This is a genomic window from Bartonella grahamii subsp. shimonis, assembly GCF_036327415.1.
GTDB classification, from domain to species: Bacteria; Pseudomonadota; Alphaproteobacteria; order Rhizobiales; family Rhizobiaceae; genus Bartonella; species Bartonella shimonis.
The window spans coordinates 1,729,590-1,752,839 of the sequence record NZ_CP123961.1 but is presented as its reverse complement, the minus strand read 5'-3'; the positions used below and the strand labels follow the sequence as shown (position 1 = coordinate 1,752,839).

The following is a 23,250-nucleotide window of genomic DNA, read 5'->3' as shown; positions in this document are numbered from 1 at the left end:
GCTCTGTTGAGAATGCTTATATTACTTTACGCTTTTAATTCCTTAATTTTTGAAAAAAGTATAAGCATACCTATACTCCCCCTACAAAACATATGCCATGGGTTGAATTTATATGTTGCAATGTTGATATAGGTTGTTTTTATTTTATATCATTTGAAAAAAATAATATAGGGTCTAAAAAGAACTGACAAAACTCTTCCTATACAATCACTCAGATCATTTTTTGGGAGAAAAGTCGCCTAATGCCCTGTAAAAAGTTTTGTGTGACTGTTTTAAAAGGTTCTCAAAAGAGATTCCTTTATTGTTTGCTACTATGATTTTTTACCAAAAGATAAGATTGATAGCATGATGTCTCGTTTATATGCGTGTCGTGTTGAGTGGATTAGAGGAACTGGAGAGTGAATTTATCTCTAATTATTGATAAGTATATTGTCGCGTTAAACTGGGGATATTGATGTATTAAACATTGACGAGCTAAACAGCTTTGGTTAGAAGTTTTTCATATAAATGTGGGGGGAGAGATTTCCAGCAATTAAAATAAAGCGTTTTTTGTAAAATAAAGCAGTTTTAGGTGTCCCTTTTCTTTGGTTACAAAGGCATGTGCTTTTGTTAAAAGCGTCATAGAGCAGTGGTTGTTTTGGGTGGTGTCATAGGGTCGTGGCTGTTTTGAGTGGTATTGTTAGAGATTCATGAAGTTCTTTTAAAGAGTGTTTCATGAATAGTGCAAAGCGGGGGCAATCTGTATTGTTATTGATATTTTTACGCCAAAGTTCTCTTTTGAGAATTTTTCGTGCTATTTTTGTTTTATTTGGCTTATTTACAGGTGTAAGTGTTTATGCGCGCTCCTCAGCTATTTTTCATTCCCCAACAGATAATTTTTCTCGCGGGTATTCAGAAAAGCAGCAATTAGAAAGAATTGAGAATTTACGCGCTTTAACGCCTAAAGGCATTACAACGCCTTCAGAGAAAAATCCAGAAATGCTTTTGGGGGGGAAACAATGTTTTCCCATTCATGCTCTTGTTGTTGAGGGAGTGCATCATGTCAAAAAGCGCTCTATATCAGCCGTAACAGAGCCCTATGTTGGAAGATGTATCGGTCTTGTCGATATTCAGCTCTTAATCAAGAAGTTAACCAAAGTTTATTTGGATCAAGGCTATGTGACGGCGCGTTTTTACATTCCTGATCAAGATATCAAAAACAGCAAGACGCTCAAATTTGTTGTCGTTGAGGGCAAGCTCTCAGAGATTTACTATAATGGTTCACCGGCATCTCGTTATAACAATGTTGTATGGAGTGCTTTTCCTGGGCTTAAAGGTCATGTTCTGAACATGCGCGATATTGAACAGGGGCTTGATCAGATCAACCGTTTGAGTTCAGCGCACGCTCAAAGCGAACTTCTTCCAGGGCGTGAAGAAGGGAGCACCATTGTCAATATTAACAATCATCCCGATAAAACTTTCAAAATTACTGTTTCTCATGACAATATGGGACAATCTTCCACGGGTTATGCGCGTTATAGTGGGGGTTTGAGGGTAGAAAATATTTTAGGGATGAATGATGCGTGGGATTTTAACTATCAACGCAGTGAGCCCGATTATTGGGGTGGGAGCAAGCAAGAAGGACATAGCAATAACATTTCAGCGAGTGTGAGTATTCCGTACGGTTATTGGACTTTTGGATTGAATGGCACTGTTTATAATTACCAAAGCATTATCCCTGGTAACTTTACCGATATTGAGACGACGGGAGATTCCAGTGAGTTACACGCGAGTACAAGCAGGGTTCTTTACCGGGATAGTGTTTCCCTTACAACCTTGAATTTAGGTCTTTCTTATAAAAGAACCAACAATTACCTTCTTGGCAATAAGATTGAAGTGGGCAGCCGTCAATATAGTGTCGCCAATTTTGGGATTTCGCATTCTCGCCAGATGTTGGGTGGGACTTGGACCTTTGATGTGAGTTATTTGCAAGGGCTCCCCTTGTTTCATTCAGTCAAGAAACATGCGCCAGGAGCAGGGGATGCGGAGCCACAATTTGCCAAATTTACCGGTACGCTTAGTGTCATGACGCCTTTTAAGGTAGGGGGCTTGGACTTTATACTGAGCAATCTTTTGAGTGGTCAATATTCACCGCATAATTTATTGGGGGCTGAGCAGATTTCATTGGGAGGGGCTTCCAATGTTCGTGGCACGCGTGAGAGTTTGCTTTTTGGCAATAACGGTTTTTTTAGTCGGAATGATTTGTTGCTACGCACCATTCCATGGCGCAACCACGCGACCTTCAAAAAGGTTTTTGGTGAACTCCGCCCTTATGTTGGTTTGGATTATGGGCATGTGTTTTCGCAAGCTTTGTATGGGATTAAGAGTGACCAGCTTGCCGGTTGGACAGCAGGTGTCAAGCTTGCGGGGGGTATGGTCTCTCTTGATGCAAACTATTCCAGTATTTTTTGGAGCACAGTTAAGCACAAAAAATCAGGAACATTTTTTATGACATTAACAATGGAACTTTAAGCGTCTTTTATTGGGGAGTTAAAGTATGAAATATGAGAAGAGAGCAAACAGAGCAATTTTATTGGGCGTTTTAGTTTCCAGTACAATGCTCAAAAAGGTTTTGGTAAGCGGACTTGGTGTTTCTTTTTTATTAACACCTTCAGTGTTACAGGCACAAATTACTGTGGATCCTAACGCTAATGCCGCCCATCGCCCAGATATAGTCGCAGCACCCAATGGGGTTCCCTCGATTGATATTGTTACCCCTAATGGCAAGGGCTTATCACACAATAAATATTACGATTTTAATATTGGCAGCCCAGGTGTCATTTGGAACAATCATGCGCAGGAAGTGGGGCAATCGCAGTTGGGGGGCATTATGCCGGGCAATCCGCATTTGCGCTATTCTGGTTCAGCAAAAGTGATTTTAAATGAAGTAACCAGCAGCAAGCGCAGTGCGCTTCATGGTCCAGGAGAGGTTTTTGGGCGCCCAGCCGATGTGATTATAGCCAATCCCAATGGGATAAGCTGTGATGGCTGTGGCTTTATCAATACGCCCCATGCGACCTTAACCACAGGTGTACCCGAAATTGATGCGAGCGGTTTTCTGAAAGGTTTTGAGGTGAGAGGTGGGGACATCATCTTTGGTGCAAGAGGAGCCAATTTTTTCTCAGGCCAAGGGGCGGTTGATATTGTCGATATTGTCTCACGCACGGTGCATTTTGAAGGACCTGTTGCAGGCAAGGAGATAGGAGTGACAGCAGGGACGGGTCATTTTGATTACGCTTCTCGGCAGATGAAAGAACTGACTGATATTACCGGCAAGCCGGAATATGCGATAGATGGTTCTGCGTTAGGTGCTCTACAAGCGGACAGAATAAAACTTGTGGCGACAGAAAAAGGTGTTGGGGTTCGCATGCGCCATGATATGGCAGCCAATGCGGGGCAGTTGCGCCTTTCTGCGGATGGAAAAATATCGTTGAAGAATGTTTTTGGTCATAAGGGTGTTGTCCTCAAATCGAAAAGCCAGAGCGTATTGGCAAAACACATCACTTCAAAAAAGCATATTGATATTGCAGCACATAAGGATGTGACGTTAGAAACGGTTGGCGCTGATGGTCATCTGAAAATAGAAGCGCAGGATGGGCTTTTATCGATTGCGGGTAAGGCAACTTCTGGAGGCAATATGGAGCTGTCTTCACGCCAGACTTTTAAAGTTGCTGGGCTAGGGGCAGGTGCTGATATGGCTCTTGAAGCGGGTGGAGACTTGAAACTTGAGGGGATTGTTTTAGCACAAGGGAACCTCAAGGCACATGCCGGTGGTGATATAAAGGCGCAGCTTTTAGCCGGTGGGGTTGATATGACGGCAACGGGTGCTACAGGTGTTGTTGTTCTTGGCACCCAAGGGGATGTTGATCTCCAGAGCAGTCAAGGTGCGATTGTTGCTGAAAATATTTATGGGGCAGGAGATATCACCCTGGTTTCTCATAACGGACTTTCTGTTTCTGAAACAATTCTGTCGCATCAAAATATCGCCATTCATGCACAACCAGAAACAAATGCCCCCGTTCATTTTGGGCAACTTTTAGCCTATGGCAAGGCAAATATTGAGGGTGGGGCGGTTGATTTTTCTTCGCTGATGACGGGTGATGATGCTGTTTTAAAGGGTGGCAGCCTTGATGCAGGCACACTGATGACAGGGTTAGATTTTGTTCACTCGCAAGTAAGCCCTTCGAATCCTTCTGGTGATCTTGTTTTTTATGACAAAGGTTCTCTTTCTATCACGGCACAAACGGGCATAAAGGTTGGACATATTATTAGTGGTGGTAATATTGACCTTTTTGCTGGCAACGACATTTATTATGATCAGGTCATTGGCTATGGCACAGCCACATTGACATCGGTATCAGGCGGGATCAGTGTTGAGAATGTGCTGTCTGCTAAGGGGGATGTGAGATTGACAGCACCAACACTGGATTTAAGCAATAATCGTTCTCATATTTACACGCCGCAAACGCTGTATTTAATTGCGGATCATATTGATGTCTCGGGCAGCGAATTGACGTATGGTGGTTTAGATTTTCACAGCACCAATGCCCTTGATATTCACAATGCACGGCTCCAAGCCGTGACAGATCAGGGTGGGACTGGAGATATTCTCTTTGTTGCTCCAGGGGTTATGGTGGATCAGGCAACTTCTGTTTTAGCGGCACGAGATTTCACCATCAAAACAGGGGCGCTTAAAAATAGCGGTCAATTGGCATCGGGGCAGGATTTAGTCTTTAGCGTGACAGGCAATGTGACCAACAGCAAAACGGGTTTAATCTATGTGAAGGGCAATGGTGCTTTACAAGTTGATGGAGCTTTGCTCAATGATTTTGGCGCCATAATGGCAGAGGGTGATTTATCTTTCACCAATGCAGCTGGCAGCGGAAAAAGCCTTTCCCTTGTCAACAAAGCGGGCTTTATTCAAGCAGGTGGAAATTTAAATATCCAAACCAAAACTCTGAAAAACGAAGCCGATAGCACGCCTGTTATCACGGAAAAAACGGAAGAAGTCGCCATCGCATTCCAAAAACCAGACAAATATAATTTTCTTGATGGTAGGGGTTTATATCATGATACGAGATCGAATAGTTGGGGTAAAGGAAAGCTTTCTAAGTGGCCGTTTGGTAGTGATAAGAAGAATTTTATATTTGAACAACAGGTTTGGGCAAGCAAAGAAGAAATCTACGGCACCGCAATTTTAAGCGATGGAACAGTCTATAAGGCATTTACTTGGGAATATAATGATAACAGAAAAGGCATAGAACAGTATTCCTGGAATGGTTCTCGGCGGAAGGGAGGATGGTTCGGGTCAATAAACGAAAACTGGTCACACATGACAGAAGAGACTGTCACGCAGGCGTTTTCGCATAAGCCTACCGTTCAAGGGATGATACAATCTCACGGTAATCTCATCATTAACGCAGATAATATTGACAACCATTATAGCATTATAGAAGCAGGGGGAAATGCCGATATCCAAGCCAATGTGCTGACCAATTTAGGGGCAACAGCTTATAAAAACACTTATCTTAGTTGTCAGGCTTATACAGACAGTTGTTATGGCTATAAAGCTGATGGAAGCCGCGATGTTTCTTTAGATATAGCCAATGGCAAGGATCGTCAAACTGGCTCAGAAGCTTTGGAGAGCGTTCCTGGTCTTGTTCAAGCGGGTGGCACTTTAAATCTGGTGGTCGATCAACTCCACAACACGGCAGCGGAAGGTTCGATTACAGGGGATGCGCATTTTGAAGCCAAAGCGGTTGGGGGTAATCCACTGGAGGCCTTAAGTGGTTTAACTGGGGCTGGTGCTCTCTTTACACCAAAAGTGGATCTCAATAATGCAGGGGAACTTTCTGAGGGGCTCCCTTTGCCAAAGCCTCAATCGGGTGGGATTGGTGGCACGCTGCCCAAACAGAATTTCATTTATGAAACGCGGGCAGAATTCCTTGATGTCGGCAAGTTTTATGGCTCAGCCTATTATTTGAACAGAATTGGTTACAATCCTGACAGAGAGATTTTTTTCTTAGGCGATGCATATTTTGAAAAGCAGCTGATTGAAAAACAAATGCGTGATCTTGTTGGTCAAGGTTTGGGCAAAGGTTCCTTTATTCCCGGAAGTGATGCCATTGAACAAGTCAAAACCTTGCTGGATGGTGGGGCAGAATATGCAAAAGCACACAATCTCCCCTTTGGTGAGGCTTTGAGTGAAGAACAATTGGCGTCCCTAGAAGCGCCGATGGTGATTTATGTGCGCCAACAGGTTAAAGGCATGGATGTTTACGCACCGGTGCTTTACATCCCTGAAAAAGACAGAGCTTCCTTTGTTTCTGCTGGGGCTTTGATCATGGGGGATGATGTCAATATCACCAGCCAAAATACCAGCAATTCCACAATAACCAATTCAGGGCGGATTGCGGCAAATCACCAGTTGCATGTGCATGGCGGGGATATCTTTAGTCAAGGCGGGCATTTTGCGGCGGGTAACGATGCTATTTTAGTTGCAGAGAAGAATATTCGTTTGGATGCAGGGCGCACAACGGTTGACGGCGTGGAGACAGTATTAAACACCGAGGCGCTTTCTGCTGGGGGCAATGCGAGCGTGATTGCTAAACAGGACATTACCGCCTCAGGGGTGGGGATCACCACCGGAGGTGATCTTGCCATGGCTACAGAACAAGGCAACTTGACGATTGGTTCAGCAGAAACCCATTACCATGATGAACAGGGTGATGCCACCATGCACCATAAATCGGAAGTCAATTCTGGAGGCTCGACGACACTTCTCTCTGGAAAAGATTTGAATATTTTAGGCTCTGATGTTCAAGCGCATGATAATCTTCTCTTAAAAGCTGAGGGCAATGTTTCGATTGATGCCACGCGCAACAGTGCCAATAGCCATCGCGGGGATCAAACCTCTCATGTTGCTGTGCATAATGGCTCTCATTTAAGTTCTGGAAAAGAGACCATGGTTCTATCTGGAAAAGATATCCATATGGCTGCTTCCGATATAGATGCGAAGGGCAATGTTGCTCTTGGCGCACAAGGGGAGATAACAATAGGGGTAAGAGAAGATGAGATGGAGTATCATCTTCGCGCCAAAAACACGAAAGTGGACATGCAAGCCTCTCATGCCGTTGGCTCTTCGATAAAATCGGGAGGTGATACCACGGTCATTGCAGGGCAGGATGGCAAGCCGCATGACCTTAGCATCACAGGTAGTTCCATTGCGGCTGAGGGCAAGGTGGGGCTGAAAGCCAGCAACGATGTCCTGATCACCAATGCGGAGGATAGCTTACATTATGAGATGTCGTATCATAAAGACGGTGGGGTGTTTAGTAGCAGCAAATCCGTGCATAACAAGGTTGATGCTACCCAAGTTGTGGGGTCAAGCATATCTGGGGGCAAAGGCGTTGCCATTGACTCAGGAAACAACACGGAAGTTGTCGCCTCGACGCTCATAGCCGGTAAGGCAGAGGAAACGTCAGAAGAGAAAGCACTGGGAGATCAGAAACAAGCGGATATTACCATTCACGCTGGGGGAAAGATTGTCATAAAAGGCGCCCAAGAACAGTTGGATCAACAAGCACAATCGTCATCAAGTGGCTTTTTGCATGAGAAATCGTCCGATACATCTCAATCGCACACCACAACGGTCTCCTCTGTTCTGGGGGCAACGGGCAACATTATCACGCAATCAGACAAAGAGACCACAATCACTGCTTCTCATATGTTTGCAAATGAAGATATTCATGTGACGGGAGAAAATGTGACGATTGATGGCATGACGGACCACCATAGCAGCCATTCAGAGGAGCATGAAACAGGTTTTGGCGTGGGATCAGGTAAGGGCTTTGTGTCGATATATGGCAGTGAGGGAAAGACAGAAAATGAAGAGAGTTTTGAACATCAAGGCTCTTCTCTCAATGGCAAAAATATCACCATCACCGCCACGAAAAAAGATGTGAACGTGGTGGGCTCTGATTTTAACGCAGAGGAAAATATTAATGTTTCGGCAGCCCATGATGTGAATGTTTCACCTGGTCACAATCGTCATAGGGCAAGCTCAAAGGAAGAACGCACAGGTTTTGGGTTTCAGTTTGAAAAGAACCCTAGCGGTGCTTCTGTAGGTGTTGGAATTGCGAGCGCCAAAGACACAGGGGACCAATGGGAAAATACCAATACGCCATCTCATTTCAAGGCGGGCAAAGATGTGCAGATCAATGGTGGCAATGATGTGAATTTACAAGCAACCATTGTTTCGGCGGATCGTGATGTCAACATTGATGCTGGCAATAATATTACCCTATCGGAAAGCTATGATACCTCTAACGCAAAAGAAAAGCATGAAAAGTCTTTTGCGGGTGTGACAGCTTCTGGTGATATCGGTGTCCTTGGCACGGTACAAGGCTTAAAAGATTCAGCGGACCGCATGAACAATAAGGATGGCAATAACACAGTTATTAATGGCATACTGACCGGCATGAAAATCAATCACCTCTTTAACAAAGGCAGGAATTTTGTTGATTGGCTGACTGGCAATACAGGGGAAAAGGGGAACATAACCAAAGGACTGAGTAGCCCATTAGGAGGGTTGGGGGGCTCTACCAAGGATGCTCTTGCCAATATGGCTGGCGCATCTGGCAGTGTAACCGTGGGCTTTAAAACTGAGAAAGTAGAAGCCTCTTCTCAAGTTTTCACCGCAGTAACAAATAGCATAGAAGGCAGACGCGCTGTTAACATGCATGCCCATGAAGGTAGCATCCACGGTGTTGGAGCCGATATTATTGCCAGCACAAATCCTTTGATCAACGATGAACAGAGCGGGAATATCACTTTGGAAGCAGGGAAAGATATCACCTTTGAAAGTGCGCAAAACACACAAAGCACACAAAACAACAGTGAAAGTTCTTCCATGAGTGTTGGCACCGGTTATGGCACGGGGGGCGCAGGGGCAACAGGCAGTGCTTCTTTTAGTCAAGGGGAAGGTTCCAGTGATGAAGTGCATCACAAAAACAGCCATATTATAGGCACCGGCACAGTTCACACCAACAGTGGAGGAAATACCACACTGGCAGGCGCTGTGGTTTCTGGAAACCAAGTCAAAGCAGACGTGGGGAGTAATTTCACCATTACCAGCCGCAGTGATACGGGACAAACTTCTAGCAAGCAAAACTCTGTTTCTGTTGGGTTTGGCGCTGGACAAACGGGTGGAGGGGGCTCCATGAGCGCCTCTTTCCAAAAGGATAAATCCTCTAGTGATTATCATAGTGTTGTGGAACAATCAGGCATTAAAGCGGGTGATGGCGGCTTTCAGATCAACGTTAAAGACAAAACAACCCTGGCCGGAGGCATCATTGCCAGCACCGCGCCGGCAGAAAAAAACAGCCTGACCACAGGAAGCATTAGCACCAGTGATATCACCAACAGTGCGCATGCTAAAGCCAGCAGTCAAGGGGTTAGCCTTTCTGGGAATGATACGATAAAAAATATTGCTAAAAATGCTTTAAGTCATGGAAAAGCTAAGGATGGAGCAGAAGGGGAAACCAAATCCGCTATCAGTGATGGGAGTATCATCCTAACCGATACAACTGGACAGAGGGCGATGGGGCAAGACGCTGGACAAATCATTGGCTCTCTCAACCGCAACACCGCTACAGCCCACCAGGCAGTAGGACAGCTAGATGTCGCACCGCTTGAGGGAGCAGTGCATAATCGCGTGGATATGATCAATGATTTATCGGATGAAGGATTGGGATACTGGGACAAAGTGCGCGAAGTCGCAAATGTCAAAAAACATCCAGTTGGTGAGGTTGCGCATGATGAAAATGGCAATGTCCTCTATTTAACCGATGAAAATGGAAACTATATAAAAGGCAGTGATGGAAAAAATATTGTTCTGTATAGCTATTTAACGCCAGATGAAGAAAAGCATTTACAAAAAGGCCCTAATGGTGCTGTTTATATGTTCTACAATGGCATTTTTAATTCCCCCGATGAAGCAGCAGGTAATGCTGTGCAAATGGCTGTTAATAAAAATGGTCACCTTTATTTTACCTATCACCCTGAAGCTAAAGACACACTAGTAGAGTTAGGGGTAGCATTTTATGAGTATTTTGGGGGATGGAGCAATTCAACCAAAAAGTTCCAAGATTTTATCTATCGTTATGGCAATGACAATGCTATTGTTAGTGCGCATAGCCGTGGTAGTCTGACAGTGGGTAATGGAATGCGTGACTTTGAAAAGCATGGCATTCACGGTATAGCAGAAAAAACAGATATCTATCTTTTTGGGCCAGCTGATAACGCTCTATCGATAGCGAATGCACACTATTATGTGAGTGATGGCAAGAAAGATCATATTTACTTACAAAACCATATATTCGATCCCATAGGTACAGAAATTGGTCACAATCTACCGACAGCTTATAAGGTACCCTTGAAGTTCCCCTATGTATTATTTCCACCAGCAATTCCAATGAAAGAGCAAGTGGGAGCGCTAGGCGGCTTTAACCCTAGCACCCATAATTGTTATGGTGATGCGTCGGCAGCATGTAAACGTGATTATGGAACACCTCATAATGCAACAATTTATGCACCTCATGCGATTTTAGATAATTTAGGTTTAGGTTATTTATGGAGAAAAAAATGAAGAGATTGTTTAAATTATTGAGTGGGCTTATTCTGTTAAGTATCGCTGGATGTGACATATCAAATATTGACAAACCTTCTCCAGCATACGTGAGTATGTGGGAGAAGCCTGGTGCAGACTTTACTGAGATAGGAAAAGCCCTCTTAGAATGTGGCATGCCGAGCCTTATCGATCCTGATTCAGAAAATAAAGAGGTAAACAATAATGGATGGGCAACAATTGATGCCTGTATGGTTCAGGCAGGATTCCACTATAAAGATAAATGGGGAGGAACTTGGTGTGATAATTATAAAGCGGAAAATCTTCCCATTTGTCAGCCTGGTGCTGTCATCCCACAGCGCAGTGTCAAGAAGCGCTTAAATAGCCCGTTTTGTAAAAGAAGTCCAGTACAACCTGAATGCAAACCTTAAGTTTTACTGTTTGTAATGACCAACAATCCGCCATCCTTGCCTTCGCTTGGAATGGCGGGATTGTTCCACTAATCATCTCAATATTGTTCACCGTTGTTTAAAACGGCGGTGACAGAAAATATCAACAGGCTTATGAGCTGTTTTATCGTAAATAAATCCATTGAAAGAGGGACAAAATGAAGAAAATCTTAAAACTGTTGAGTTGCATAGCTCTGTTAAGTATCACTGGATGTGTTAACTCAATTCCCTCACTTTCTCCAGCATTATGGAGAAATAAAATACTTTTAGAATGTGGAGTACCGGACCTTAATAAGGTTGTGGCGCTAGATTTGAATCAATTTGCCAGTATTGAAATGTGTATGGCGCAATCAGGTTTTCGCCCTAGCTTTACAATACAAGATTGGTGTGAAAATCATAAATCAGACAACCTTCCCATATGTCGTCCTGGTGCTGTCATGCCTCAGCGAAGTGTTGAGAGACGCTTAAATAGCCCTTATTGTAAAAAACATTCAGAACAACTTGAATGCCAGCCTTAAGTTTTACTGTTTGTGCTGATCAACAATCCGCCATCCTTGCCTTCGCTTGGAATGGCGGGATTGTTCCACTAATCATCTCAATATTGTTCACCGTTGTTTAAAACGGCGGTGACAGAAAATATCAACAGGCTTTTGAGCCTTCTTATAGTCACTAAATCCATTGAAGGAGGGACAAAATGAAGAAAATCATAAAATTATTGAGCGGTATAGCTCTGTTAAGTACAGCTGGATGTCAGTTAGGAACTCCTCCCCCATCGACTTTGGTTTTATGGGAAAAGCCTGGAACAGATCGGGCTGTAATTGAACAAGCACTTTTAAAATGTGGCTGGAAACCGGTTTATGCTTCTTCTAGTGATATGAATTCGTATGCGAGTGAATTTGCCTCAGTTTATGAGTGCATGAAAAAAGCAGGTTTTCGATATAAATTGCAGGATTCAAAGGGGATTTATTTTACACAACCTCCGAAAAGTGACTCGTTCCTAACCGATCTCATGATAGCTGGATATCAGAAATTTATGGATAATGACACTTTTGGTCTAAGCAATACGAGCAAGAAGGAACGGGCCATGATAGCTCATTTTGAGAATGAAAGAAAACGTCAGCAAACAAAAAAAGCTTTACAAAAGCGACCATCAAAGCGTCCTAGCCATTCTTAAAGAGTTAGTTAGACAAGAAGCACGAATGATGAAGGGAGACAAAATAGTGCCCTTCTTATTCAAGCGGGTGGCACGTTGAATTTGGTGGTCGATCAACCTCACAACACGGCAGCGGAAGGTTCCATTACGGGGAATGCGCATTTTGAGACACAAGCCATTGGGGGGGATTTTCATTGGAGGCTCGACGACACTTCTCTCTGGAAAAGATTTGAATATTTTAGGCTCTGATGTTCAAGCGCATGATGATCTTCTCTTAAAAGCAGCGGGTAATGCTGTCCAATTGGCTGTTAATAAAAATGGTCCGCTTTACTTTACATACTTTCTCCAAGCTGACGATGTGCTGGTAGAGTTAGGGATAGCAATTTATGAGTATTTTGGGGGATGGAGCAATTCAACCAAAAAGTTCCAAGATTTTATCTATCGTTATGGCAATGACAATGCTATTGTTAGTGCGCATAGCCGTGGTAGTCTGACAGTGGGTAATGGAATGCGTGACTTTGAAAAGCATGGCATTCACGGTATAGCAGAAAAAACAGATATCTATCTTTTTGGGCCAGCTGATAACTCTCTATCGATAGCGAATGCACACTATTATGTGAGTGATGGTAAGAAAGATCATATTTACTTACAAAACCATATATTCGATCCCATTGGTACAGAAATTGGTCATAATCTACCTACTGCTTATAAGGTACCCCTGAAGTTCCCCTATGTATTATTTCCACCAGCAATTCCAATGAAAGAGCAAGTGGGAGCGCTACGCGGCTTTAAACCTAGCACCCATAATTGTTATGGTGATGCGAGTGATGCGTGTAAACATGATTATGGAACACCTCATAATGTAAAAATTTATGCACCTCATGCGATTTTAGATAATTTAGGTTTAGGTTATTTATGGAGAAAAAAATGAAGAGATTGTTTAAATTATTGAGTGGGCTTATTCTGTTAAATATCGCTGGATGTGACATATCAAATATTGACAAACCTTCTCCAGCATACGTGAGTATGTGGGAGAAGCCTGGTGCAGACTTTACTGAGATAGGAAAAGCCCTCTTAGAATGTGGCATGCCGAGCCTTATCGATCCTGATAGAGAAAATAGAGAGAGAAGCAACAATGCAAGAGCAACAACTTATGCTTGCATGATTCAATCAGGATTCCGCTATAAAGATGAACATGTGGGTGGGTGGTGTTATACATTTAGAGAAGAAAACCTCCCCATTTGTCAGCCTGGTGCTGTCATACCACAGCGCAGTGTCAAGAAGCGCTTAAACAGTCCGTTTTGTAAAAGGTATAAAAACGCGGATGAATGCCAGCCTTAAGTCTTGCTGTTTGTGCTGATCAACAATCCGCCATCCTTGCCTTCGCTTGGAATGGCGCGATTGTTCCCTCAGTCTTCCTATTGAACGCCAGAAGACATGCATGCCCACAAAGGCAGCATCCATAGTATTGGCGCTGATATTATCGCTGGTACCAATCCAGTCTATGCAAATGATGAGCAGAGCGGGAATATCACCTTGGATGCAAGACAACATATCACCTTTGAAAGTGCGCAAAACACGCAAACAATGCAAAATCATTCGCAAAGCGCTTCAATGAATGTTGGGTATAGTTATGGTACCGGTGGTACAGGGTGGATGGGGAATGCTTCCTTTGGTAAAGGCAAGGGTTCCAGTGAGGAAGTGCATCACAAAAACAGCCATATTATAGGCACCGGAACGGTTCATACCAACAGTGGAGGAAACACCACATTGGCAGGCGCTGTGGTTTCTGGAAATCAAGTCAAAGTGGATGTGGGAGGAAGCTTGACCATAAAAAGCCAGAGTGATACGGGACAAAGTTCTAGCAAACAAAATTCTCTTTCCATTGGCTTTAATGGTGGAAAAAAGGATGATGCAGCCACAACCAATATATCCTTGAACAAGGATAAATCCTCTAGCGATTATCACAGTGTTGTGGAACAATCAGGCATTAAAGCGGGTGATGGCGGCTTTAAGATCAACGTTAAAGACAAAACAACCCTGGCCGGAGGTATTATTGAAAGTACCGCGCCGGCAGGAAAAAACAGCCTGACCACAGGAAGCATTAGCACCAGTGATATCACCAACAGTGCGCATGCTAAAGCCAGCAGCCAAGGTTTAAGCCTTTCTGGGGGTGGTCCGATGTATCAAGGCAAATATGGTGTCGGGAAAAACATCGCTAAAAATGTCTTAGATCATTCAAAAGCTAAAGATTCAGAGGAAGGATACACAAAATCTGCCATTAGCGATGGCACCATCGTCTTGACCGATGAAGCAGGGCAGAAGGTATTGACAGGGCAAGATGTCGAGCAAGCCATAGCCTCCCTTAATCGTGATACTGCCACCGCCCATCAGGGTGTACAACCGCTCGATGTAGGCAGGCTGGAACAAATCGTCCATGAAAATCGTGAAATGGTAACCCAACTCTTAGAAGAAGGGTTTAAATACAGCGATGAATCCTATAAAACCATGTTTATCAAAGAGCACCCCATCGCTGTGGTCGACCGTGATGAAAATGGCAATACAATCTATGAAAAAGATGCAAATGGACAGTATATCAAAGACGCTCGTGGACAAAAAATCCCTAAGTTTCATTATTTAACGGATGAGGAAAAGCAGCATTTGCAAGCCGGCTCTGATGGCAAGGTGCATGTGTCCCTCAATGGCATTTTTACACCCCCCTATGAGGCGGCTGTTTATGCAGAGCAACATGCGAAGGATAAAAATGAACCGCTTTATTTTGTTGTGTTCCCCAAAGCCGATTCTGCTATCTCAGAACTACTGGTTGCGGGTTATCAGAAGTTTATGGAAAATAACTTTTGGGGTTTGACCAATTCCACACAAGAAGCAAAAGATTTGGTGTATAGCCATGGTATTACAGGGTTAGAACTTTATGGCCATAGCCGTGGGACGATGACATTGGGGAATATGCTGAATTCTTTCAAACAAGAAGGTGTGCACGGTATAGCCGACAACACGAATATCAATTTCTATGGACCCGCCTTTAATGTTTTAGTTGCATCCGGTCTGTTAGGTTATGTGAGTGATGGCAAACAAACCACGATAGGCTTTGATGGGCATAGATATGACTTTGTAAGCAGAGTTATTGGTGGCAATGATTATACCTATGAGACACTCCCTGCTGGCAGTAACTGGTGGAAAGAAACATGGAAAATGTTCTCAGATCCCATAAGTTCCCATACCTGTCTTGGAAATGCGAGTTATAAATGTAGATATAATTATGGCACATCTCATCGTGAACAAGTTCCTTCAAGTAAATCATGGAGTAAAAAATGAAACAAACCTTAAAATTATTAAGTGCGATAACTCTATTGAGTATAGCTGGGTGCCAGTTTAATAAGACTCCCACATCTTCTATAGGGGCATGGGAAAAGCCAGGAGCAGATTTTACGGAGATAGGAAAAGCCTTGTTAGAATGCGGTATGCCAACCCCTTATGATAAGGATCCAGAAAGTAGAAAGCTCAGTAATAATGCAATAGCAACAATTCATGCTTGCATGGTTCAATCAGGATTCCGCTATGAAGAAAGGGGGGGGGGGTGGTGTGTAAACCATAAAGCCGAAAACTTACCCATATGTCGTCCGGGCGCTGTGATCCCGAGGCGCAGTGTCAAGAAGCGCTTGAACAGCCCTTTTTGTAAAAAGCATCCAGAACAATATGAATGCTATCCTTAAGTCTTACTGTTTGTAATGACCAACAATCCGCCATCCTTGCCTTCACTTGGAATGGCGGGATTGTTTCACTAATCATCTCAATATTGTTCACCGTTGTTTAAAACGGCGGTGACAGAAAATATCAACAGGCTTTTGAGCCTTCTTATAGTCACTAAATCCATTGAAGGAGGGACAAAATGAAGAAAATCTTAAAACTGTTGAGTTGCATAGCTCTGTTAAGTATCACTGGATGTGTTAACTCAATTCCCTCACTTTCTCCAACATTATGGAGAAATAAAATACTTTTAGAATGTGGAGTACCGGACCTTAATAAGGTTGTGGCGCTAGATTTGAATCAATTTGCCAGTATTGAAATGTGTATGGCGCAATCAGGTTTTCGTCCTAGCTTTACAATACAAGATTGGTGTGAAAATCATAAATCAGACAACCTTCCCATATGTCGTCCTGGTGCTGTCATGCCTCAGCGAAGTGTTGAGAGACGCTTAAATAGCCCTTATTGTAAAAAACATTCAGAACAACTTGAATGCCAGCCTTAAGTCTTGTTGCTGGTGATGGCCAACAATTCCCCATCAGCAATACTATAATCATCTTTATAGATGAAATCGGGTAGAGGGATAAACCACGAGCGCGCGCATCTTTGCGCTCTACTTCCATTATAAAAGCCACGCTCGGCAAGTGCTATACGGCGTGTCTTTAAGCTTTACAAAGCCTCTGCCTTTGGTGCTAATTCGGCAATAACATGATTTTTCTGCTCTATTTGGCTTTGTAAGTGATGCAAGAATCCTATCATCGCTTGAGGACTTGAGTAATCGATTTGCGAAACAGCTATCTGCTTTGCAAGCTTTTCACATTCGATAAAATACTCTCTTGTTTGATGACCTTTGTTATTACGCTCTTCTTTGAAACACATTACCATTCAGCTTTTTTAATTCAACACGCTTTGGAAAACTCCCACCTTTGATAAAAGCATGGGGTAAAATTTCTTTTTTTCCGAACATTTTGTATGTTACGCCGCGTTTTGTTTCTTGTGCTTGAAAAAATTTAAGAGGTATCGGTGTTCCAGAACCAATGATATCTGTCTCGAGAAGCTTTGCTGTAGCCTTTCCTTTAATATAAACGCCTTTTTTGACACGCTTTGGTTGGGCGGATGTAACATCGGCAATTTGTTTTTCTGCAAAGCGTTCGACTTGTTTTGCAGAGGTGTTTAGAGCATTACGCAAAGCCCAATTAAGGCGTGGTGCTTGAAGACTGGTGAAGGTATCCTTTACCTGTTGAAAATACCATTTTTGGTGGATGATTAACTTCAACGTCTAAGCCTTTTTGGGGGTAGGTGACTTGGAAGCTTTAGATGCTTTTGGCTGTTCGAGTGAGGTTTTCTCTGTCATTGGTTCAGACGATGTTTGTACGGCTTCTTGTTCTATCTGCTTAATTTGTTCAATTGCCTTGTCAGATTTTGCTGTTGTCTTGACGTCAACAAAAGGTTTTGCAGCATTAGCGCGTTTGAGACGTGCGTAGACTTGATTGGAAACTTCAACAAATGGATTATTGGGTGTTGATGGTTCAAAGCGAACAGTGCTTTTATTGTCTCCAACAACACACATTGGCTTAGTGATGATTACTTTCATCATTGCTCCTTTTGAATCATAATTAATGACATCATTGGTCAATAAATGTCATTTAATAGCTTTTGCTATTTGCAAAATAGATTAGTCAGAATTCCCCAGAAAACAGGGCTTTCTAGCCACGTTTCAAGTTCACATTTTACTGAATTTTTAGGGAATATTTTTGAATTTTAGACACAATACGACCAGTGCCGTGCCGTCATTAAATACGATTTTTTACATCATGTCAACAAAAAAATCATGATCTTGTATTTTTTTTATTTTTTTACCTAAATATGGTGTTTTTAGAAACAAAAAGGTACGTATTGACACAGCTAAAAAAGAAGAAAATCTAAATATTAAGCTCGTGACGCGCTGCTGTTGCCAAAAAAGCAGATCTTGTTAAACCTCTTTCTTGTGCACAATCATCAATTGCACGTAAGAGTCCTCTTTCAATAGATATATTCGTACGTACCACTTCTGCATCATTTTCAATAAAGGGGACTTGTATTAAAAAAGCTCCTTCTGACAAAGCTATTTTGACAGATTCCCGTTGTATGACTTCCTCAAATTTTGAAGGAATAGGCACTATATCTATATCTTCACAATAAAGTTGAAGTGCTTCTGTTGCGTTTGCGATTAAATTTTCTTCCTCATCAGCAGCAGAAAAAAGCCCCTCAAAATCAGGAAACTGAACACCAAAAGCAGAATCTTCATCTTTATGAACAAGGGCAAAAAATCTTTTCATTTTTCTTCTCCTTTTTTTAACCAACCTGCTTGTTGTGCGATAGAACGTGCTGTACCAATCGGAAGATTTTTTTTAAGATGTGGAACAATAACAACCTTACCATCTTTTTTTAATTTATGATGAGAGCCTTTTACTTTGACAAGTTCAAAGCCATCACGCTTTAATTTTGCAATGATTTTTCGGCTATCTTGTTCCATTCCCTAAACTCATAATGTGTAAATATATACACATTTTAGTGATTTTTCATCTGATGTCAATTCTTTTTTAACGGCTAAAGTGCTTATGAAGCACATTAAGAACAATACGCAAAGAACTAACAAGATGTGTTAGCGATTGATCTTCTATAACAAGATATTGTAATGCAGCATAAAGATTATACTGTCTATAGAGGTGTTGTGTTTCTTTGATAGCCTCTTTCGTCACTTCATAACAATGAGTTGCTCTTTCAATCCACCGTTTTTGTGCCTCCTCATTTGATGAAGGAGTAAAGTCATCATAAACAGCATTAGGCAATCCTTTTGCACATAGGTAATTGTTTTTCACTTCAAGATATTTTTGTGCAGCATCATATTGGTCTTGATTGATTTTGCCTTGCAAATAAAGCCGCCCGATATAGGTACCGGAAAGCGGATTTTTAGCCTCTTCTATGGTCAAACAGAAGCGTTTGGCACGCATTTCAATTGCCAATTTATCCATGGCTTCATGCGGTGTTTTTGCTCGTGAAATGCGTCCATTTGGTTCTCTGATACATCCTTAATCCGAGGACGTCCGCGTTTTGCACGTTTTTTTCTTTTTGTCATATTTTTTCAATCAAAATGGAATAGCATCATTAAGAGATATGCTATGATCAGCAGCCCCTGAAGCAACAGCATAACTTTGAGAAGTAATAGGTGAAGGGGTAGGGGATGCCGATTGATCTTTTTTGGCATCAAGCAAATACAACTCGCCTTTGAATTGTGGTAAGACAATCTCTGTTGTGTAACGGTCATGCCCATTTTTATCTTGCCATTTACGTGTCTGTAATTTTCCTTCTATGTAAACCTTTGAACCTTTGTTGAGATATTGAAGTGCAATTTTTGCCAAATGTGGATTAAAAATCACCACTGAATGCCATTCTGTTTTCTCTACTTTTTGATGGGTATTTTTATCTGTATAGCTCTCAGAAGTCGCTATACTAAAATTGACTATTTCTGCTCCAGAAGTCATTGTTTTGCTTTCGGGATTAGCACCAAGGTGCCCGATTAACGTCACTTTATTTAGCATATTTGTAGCCCCATTAGATTTGTACTTTAAAACGTATAAAATCTTAGCGTAATTTGCTTATTTTTTAAATTGTTTCAGTTTATTAATAACAGTTTTTAATGTATTACATTATAATATTATTTGACAAATTATTCATCAAAAAACCATGTCACACAAATGGCACGGCTTTCTTATTTCTGCTTTTAACTTTTCAATAAATATCCTTTCATTAAGAATCTGTATCAAACTTTTTTGTTCGATTTATTGTTGACTATCGAACCTTTTTGTGCGATGTTCATTTTATGCAGAAAGGGGAGGCTCAATGAAACGAGAAGCATTGCTTAGAGAATTACGTAAAGAAGCCAGAAAAAGAGGCATTCATTACAGTGAAGCTCCTGATGCAGGTAAAGGGTCACATTATTTGGTAACTTTTGGAGACAAGACAACCGTTATAAAATCTGGTGAATTGACCCACTTTACGTGAAAATAATAAAAAAGCAGTTGGGGGTATGAGTTACTCTCTCAACAGCTTTAATTTTTCGTTTCAAAGGCATTTCGATTATGGCGAGGAGACCTAAACATGGAGTACACTTATCAAGCAAAACTGGAATCTGATCCAGATGGTGGTTTTATTGTAACCTTTCCAGATGTACCAGAAGCAATAACAGCTGGAGAAAATAGAGCAGAGGCATTAGAGAATGCTGTTGAAGCTTTAGGGGTAGCATTACGGAGCTATCCTATGCGTGGTCTGCCTTTACCAATGCCACAACAGTATAAAGACCTTGTAGAGGTTACGGTAGATGCTTGGAATGCTCTTAAACTTGCAGTGGTAGACGCCTTTAATGAAGCGAATATCACAAAAACAGAATTGGCTAATCGTTTGGGTAAAAAAGAAACAGAAGCAAGACGCATTCTTAATCCAAATTATCCAACTAAGCTTCAAACACTAGAGCAAACACTGAGTGTTCTTGGCAAGCAAGTCATTATTACAATTAAAAACGCGGCTTGAAACGTCTTCCCCACCTTTGAAGATGGGGAAGGGGATGTTCTTACTTAAATCTAAGCAGCTTTTACGACAGATTTTGTTACAACCTGTTTTGCTTCTTCAATGAGTGTTTTATACTGTTTGCGTTCTTCTACTAATGTAAAGGCTTTAACAAATTGTTGATGATCAATGGCAAAACGGAGTGTTGATATTTAAGAGTTTTATTATACCGTTGTTTTTACAAAATGAGCTGTTTAAGCGTCTCTCGACACTTCTTTGAGTCCTGACAGAACCATTAAGAGAATATACCGGAATCCTATCATCTTTACAATTTTCACACCATTTCCCATCTTTAATTTTATAGTGAAATCCTGATTGGATCATACAAGCATGAATCATCGACCATTCATGAAAGCCTAATTTGCTATTGTCTCTATCGCTACTATAAGGAGATAGCGCACCACACTCTAACAGTGCTTTTCCTACCTCAGTAAAATTTACACCTGGCTTTTCCCATATAACAAAGTATGTTGAAGGAGGCTTTGAGTGACATCCAGCCATATTTAATAAAGCTATGCAGCTTAATAATTTTAAAGTTTGTTTCATTTTTCCCCTTTTTTAATAGATTTATTGACTATGAGAAGGCTTTAAAGCCTGTTGATTATTCTTATCTCCAATTTCAAATTTGTCACTGAACTCCCAGCAAATAGACCCCTTTTTTTTCAAAAAGGTGATATTTCAAATCCAACCTCTGCAATTTTCAAAGAGATTGTGGACAGCAATACCAGCACTGTCGATTGTTACTAAATTGTTCATGGTGAACTCTTTGTTGTTAGACGTTTTTCATTGACATTTTTTATAAAAATGCCGGGTGCTCAAAAACACGGCGAACAGTCCGTCGTTACGCTTTTCCCATAAGGGTATTGTATAGCACAACTACACCCGACAATGCCATTATATGCGTGTAACATACAATGAGTCAAAGCCTTTAATGTGCGGAAGAAAAATTGTGTCGGCAATCTATCCGCTGTTCGTTTAAGGTGTTTTTGAGGCACCTAACACCGAAGATATACATTACAGGAATAATGTCAAGAATCTTTCGATAGTTTTTTATCTCCTTGTTGATTTCATCTATGAACGTTGAGAAGAGACAACGTCATTTAAACTAAACAGTTTTATAAAATCGGAAATTTTACTTTTGGTTTTTAACGGAGCACTGTAGTGTGTAAATAGATATATTTATTAAACTGCGTGTACGCAACATAAGGAAAAATACACAGACTAAAAAAGAATACCAAAGAGCAATATCTGAATACCAAAGTACAGTATCCAATGAAAAAGAAAGCTTATGCTCCACGTACTTAGAAATGACAGATAAAGAAACCGTTTCTTTATAATAACTACTTGGGAAAATTAAAACGACAAGCGCTAAACTTATTAGCTTTAAAAGTTTATGCATGTACTGTTGTAAGCCACGTGTTAATGTCTTCCAACCTGTTGTATTGCCGCGTTTGTATTTTGGGTTGCTCTGCAATTCAGAAGGAATATTAGAATTGCATAAAATTGCAAAAACAGTTGTGACTATTACCAAAGAAACAGACGCGAATGCCAAAATACTCTGAATAAAGTAGAGATTTTTTTAATTCCTAAAAAACATAAAAATATAAAAGTTATAATACCCAACAAGGCCCTTAGCTACTTATCTGTAAACATATTTATTTCCTGTGGTTTTCGATAATTTTTTGATCTCTTTATTGATCTCATCTATAAGGGGCTCGTAATTCAGAACGCTTCTAGGAAGATTACCACCGTAAACCCACACTTTTACTTGCGCTTTGGTACTAAAATCTGCATTTTCTGGTGCGGTATAATACTGACCGCCATCAAACTTTTCACATTCTCTTGTGCCGTTTTCATATTCGTAGAGGTTGTAAAAATACTCTTCCGCTCCATCATCCCAAGGCACATAACCAACAGCCGTTGCAACAAACTTTTTTGCATGGGTTGTTTACGGATTGTTAAGAATAAATGTTTTAAAATGAACATGCTTTAATCCTAATTTTACAAATTTGTCTATTTGCCTCAAATTTGACCGTACAGAGCGTTTTATATTAGAGATTTTTATCATAAAATATTTAAATCACTTTGTACGGTGCCTTTTTATCGATTTAAATACGTATCTAATCGTAAAATGATCACCAAACTTCACTACTTTGCTATTCTTTAAAAATCACTTTTAAATTCGCCTGTCATTAGTTCATGAAGGCTTTGGCTCGTGAAAGCAGATCTTTCTCAAGCTCTTCGCAATATTCAGAAAAGTCTGATGCTTTTGGTATGAATTTTTTAGACATGCCTTCTACTTTGCTCTGCCAAAATACGTTTTAAAGCTTCTTTCAAAACCAATAAGGAAACACCTTTCAGTTCAGTTTGGTAAGCCATAGCGTAAGCGTCATAATCCATATCTTTTCGCATTTGAAAGCCACCTGCAGAAAACAAACGAAAGGTGTTAGCGATATCATCATTTGAAGCTTTTACAGCAATAAACCTGTGAAGCCATAGACAAGCCTCAAGTGCATTTTCTTCGTTTACCCTTATCAGTTTTTCCCATGAATTGTTCATAAAAAAATTGATGATTCTTTTTTCATTTGGTTTTTGTTTCAAATTTTCCATAT

General features: G+C 41.3%; 17 protein-coding genes and 6 pseudogenes. 12 read left to right on the top strand and 11 right to left on the bottom strand.

Going from position 1 to position 23,250, the window contains the following annotated elements:
* Positions 1–714: 714 nt before the first annotated feature.
* The 10 genes and pseudogenes from QHG57_RS07780 to QHG57_RS07735 all read left to right on the top strand — a co-directional run bounded on the left by QHG57_RS07780 (position 715) and on the right by QHG57_RS07735 (position 16,538).
* On the top strand, positions 715–2,511 hold the full coding sequence (locus QHG57_RS07780) for a ShlB/FhaC/HecB family hemolysin secretion/activation protein (RefSeq protein ID WP_330169046.1): 1,797 nt from the start codon (positions 715–717) through the stop codon (positions 2,509–2,511).
* 25 nt (positions 2,512–2,536) lie between these two features.
* Positions 2,537–10,687, top strand: a complete 8,151-nt coding sequence (locus QHG57_RS07775; protein ID WP_330169045.1) for a hemagglutinin repeat-containing protein — start codon at positions 2,537–2,539, stop codon at positions 10,685–10,687.
* Positions 10,684–11,097: a hypothetical protein gene (locus tag QHG57_RS07770; protein ID WP_330169044.1), complete on the top strand. Its 414-nt coding sequence runs from the start codon at positions 10,684–10,686 to the stop codon at positions 11,095–11,097. The genes QHG57_RS07775 and QHG57_RS07770 overlap by 4 nt, the downstream gene beginning before the upstream one ends.
* A 176-nt stretch (positions 11,098–11,273) precedes the next feature.
* Complete coding sequence (locus QHG57_RS07765; RefSeq protein ID WP_273724680.1) at positions 11,274–11,633, top strand: hypothetical protein; 360 nt, start codon at positions 11,274–11,276, stop codon at positions 11,631–11,633.
* Between the two features lie 176 nt (positions 11,634–11,809).
* A complete protein-coding gene (locus QHG57_RS07760) occupies positions 11,810–12,289 on the top strand; it encodes a hypothetical protein (RefSeq protein WP_330167812.1) in 480 nt (159 codons plus the stop codon).
* Positions 12,290–12,431: 142 nt separating this feature from the next.
* Positions 12,432–13,199, top strand: coding sequence for a hypothetical protein (locus QHG57_RS07755; RefSeq protein ID WP_330167811.1), 768 nt, complete (start codon positions 12,432–12,434; stop codon positions 13,197–13,199).
* Entirely contained in the window at positions 13,196–13,609 is a 414-nt protein-coding gene (locus QHG57_RS07750) for a hypothetical protein (protein ID WP_330167810.1), read from the top strand. The genes QHG57_RS07755 and QHG57_RS07750 overlap by 4 nt, the downstream gene beginning before the upstream one ends.
* 93 nt (positions 13,610–13,702) lie before the next feature.
* Positions 13,703–15,604, top strand: a pseudogene (locus QHG57_RS07745) (hemagglutinin repeat-containing protein); the annotation flags it as partial.
* Positions 15,601–16,002, top strand: coding sequence for a hypothetical protein (locus tag QHG57_RS07740; protein WP_330169043.1), 402 nt, complete (start codon positions 15,601–15,603; stop codon positions 16,000–16,002). The pseudogene QHG57_RS07745 and the gene QHG57_RS07740, both read left to right, overlap by 4 nt.
* A gap of 176 nt (positions 16,003–16,178) precedes the next feature.
* Entirely contained in the window at positions 16,179–16,538 is a 360-nt protein-coding gene (locus tag QHG57_RS07735) for a hypothetical protein (protein ID WP_330169042.1), read from the top strand.
* 167 nt (positions 16,539–16,705) lie between these two features.
* Here the strand turns inward: QHG57_RS07735 and QHG57_RS07730 are convergent.
* From QHG57_RS07730 to ssb, 7 genes and pseudogenes are all read right to left on the bottom strand, one after another.
* Positions 16,706–16,897: pseudogene (locus QHG57_RS07730) on the bottom strand (antA/AntB antirepressor family protein); the annotation flags it as partial.
* A 1-nt stretch (position 16,898) separates the two neighbouring features.
* A pseudogene (locus QHG57_RS07725) lies at positions 16,899–17,309 on the bottom strand (hypothetical protein); the annotation flags it as partial.
* Between the two features lie 3 nt (positions 17,310–17,312).
* Positions 17,313–17,627, bottom strand: a complete 315-nt coding sequence (locus QHG57_RS07720; protein WP_330168801.1) for a hypothetical protein — start codon at positions 17,625–17,627, stop codon at positions 17,313–17,315.
* A gap of 328 nt (positions 17,628–17,955) precedes the next feature.
* Positions 17,956–18,351 (bottom strand): type II toxin-antitoxin system HicB family antitoxin, encoded by a 396-nt coding sequence (locus tag QHG57_RS07715; RefSeq protein ID WP_012754737.1) that lies wholly within the window; start codon positions 18,349–18,351, stop codon positions 17,956–17,958.
* Positions 18,348–18,548 (bottom strand): type II toxin-antitoxin system HicA family toxin, encoded by a 201-nt coding sequence (locus tag QHG57_RS07710; protein WP_330168551.1) that lies wholly within the window; start codon positions 18,546–18,548, stop codon positions 18,348–18,350. The genes QHG57_RS07715 and QHG57_RS07710 overlap by 4 nt, the downstream gene beginning before the upstream one ends.
* A gap of 67 nt (positions 18,549–18,615) precedes the next feature.
* Positions 18,616–19,047, bottom strand: a complete 432-nt coding sequence (locus QHG57_RS07705; protein ID WP_419196689.1) for a hypothetical protein — start codon at positions 19,045–19,047, stop codon at positions 18,616–18,618.
* 114 nt (positions 19,048–19,161) lie between these two features.
* Positions 19,162–19,614, bottom strand: coding sequence for a single-stranded DNA-binding protein (gene ssb / locus QHG57_RS07700; RefSeq protein WP_330169041.1), 453 nt, complete (start codon positions 19,612–19,614; stop codon positions 19,162–19,164).
* A gap of 301 nt (positions 19,615–19,915) precedes the next feature.
* Between ssb and QHG57_RS07695 the strand changes: the two are divergent.
* Positions 19,916–20,106: pseudogene (locus QHG57_RS07695) on the top strand (hypothetical protein).
* Between the two features lie 67 nt (positions 20,107–20,173).
* Positions 20,174–20,602, top strand: a complete 429-nt coding sequence (locus tag QHG57_RS07690) for a type II toxin-antitoxin system HicB family antitoxin (RefSeq protein WP_330167791.1) — start codon at positions 20,174–20,176, stop codon at positions 20,600–20,602.
* 162 nt (positions 20,603–20,764) lie between these two features.
* Here QHG57_RS07690 and QHG57_RS07685 read toward each other — a convergent pair whose 3' ends face one another.
* The 4 genes and pseudogenes from QHG57_RS07685 to QHG57_RS07670 form a co-directional block, all read right to left on the bottom strand.
* Positions 20,765–21,184 (bottom strand): hypothetical protein, encoded by a 420-nt coding sequence (locus tag QHG57_RS07685; protein ID WP_330167790.1) that lies wholly within the window; start codon positions 21,182–21,184, stop codon positions 20,765–20,767.
* A 586-nt stretch (positions 21,185–21,770) separates the two neighbouring features.
* Positions 21,771–22,264 (bottom strand): annotated as a pseudogene (locus QHG57_RS07680) (hypothetical protein).
* Between the two features lie 13 nt (positions 22,265–22,277).
* Positions 22,278–22,624 (bottom strand): annotated as a pseudogene (locus QHG57_RS07675) (hypothetical protein).
* Between the two features lie 297 nt (positions 22,625–22,921).
* The gene (locus tag QHG57_RS07670) at positions 22,922–23,248 is read right to left on the bottom strand and encodes a hypothetical protein (protein WP_330169040.1); all 327 of its coding nucleotides are present in this window, start codon (positions 23,246–23,248) and stop codon (positions 22,922–22,924) included.
* Positions 23,249–23,250: the final 2 nt, after the last annotated feature.

Bases quoted from the DNA above. Each gene is read 5' to 3' on its own strand.
- QHG57_RS07780 (WP_330169046.1), top strand. From the start codon at position 715: ATGAATAGTGCAAAGCGGGGGCAATCTGTATTGTTATTGATATTTTTA.
- QHG57_RS07775 (WP_330169045.1), top strand. From the start codon at position 2,537: ATGAAATATGAGAAGAGAGCAAACAGAGCAATTTTATTGGGCGTTTTA.
- QHG57_RS07770 (WP_330169044.1), top strand. From the start codon at position 10,684: ATGAAGAGATTGTTTAAATTATTGAGTGGGCTTATTCTGTTAAGTATC.
- QHG57_RS07765 (WP_273724680.1), top strand. From the start codon at position 11,274: ATGAAGAAAATCTTAAAACTGTTGAGTTGCATAGCTCTGTTAAGTATC.
- QHG57_RS07760 (WP_330167812.1), top strand. From the start codon at position 11,810: ATGAAGAAAATCATAAAATTATTGAGCGGTATAGCTCTGTTAAGTACA.
- QHG57_RS07750 (WP_330167810.1), top strand. From the start codon at position 13,196: ATGAAGAGATTGTTTAAATTATTGAGTGGGCTTATTCTGTTAAATATC.
- QHG57_RS07740 (WP_330169043.1), top strand. From the start codon at position 15,601: ATGAAACAAACCTTAAAATTATTAAGTGCGATAACTCTATTGAGTATA.
- QHG57_RS07735 (WP_330169042.1), top strand. From the start codon at position 16,179: ATGAAGAAAATCTTAAAACTGTTGAGTTGCATAGCTCTGTTAAGTATC.
- QHG57_RS07720 (WP_330168801.1), bottom strand. From the start codon at position 17,627: ATGAAAGTAATCATCACTAAGCCAATGTGTGTTGTTGGAGACAATAAA.
- QHG57_RS07715 (WP_012754737.1), bottom strand. From the start codon at position 18,351: ATGAAAAGATTTTTTGCCCTTGTTCATAAAGATGAAGATTCTGCTTTT.
- QHG57_RS07710 (WP_330168551.1), bottom strand. From the start codon at position 18,548: ATGGAACAAGATAGCCGAAAAATCATTGCAAAATTAAAGCGTGATGGC.
- QHG57_RS07705 (WP_419196689.1), bottom strand. From the start codon at position 19,047: ATGGATAAATTGGCAATTGAAATGCGTGCCAAACGCTTCTGTTTGACC.
- ssb (WP_330169041.1), bottom strand. From the start codon at position 19,614: ATGCTAAATAAAGTGACGTTAATCGGGCACCTTGGTGCTAATCCCGAA.
- QHG57_RS07690 (WP_330167791.1), top strand. From the start codon at position 20,174: ATGGAGTACACTTATCAAGCAAAACTGGAATCTGATCCAGATGGTGGT.
- QHG57_RS07685 (WP_330167790.1), bottom strand. From the start codon at position 21,184: ATGAAACAAACTTTAAAATTATTAAGCTGCATAGCTTTATTAAATATG.
- QHG57_RS07670 (WP_330169040.1), bottom strand. From the start codon at position 23,248: ATGGAAAATTTGAAACAAAAACCAAATGAAAAAAGAATCATCAATTTT.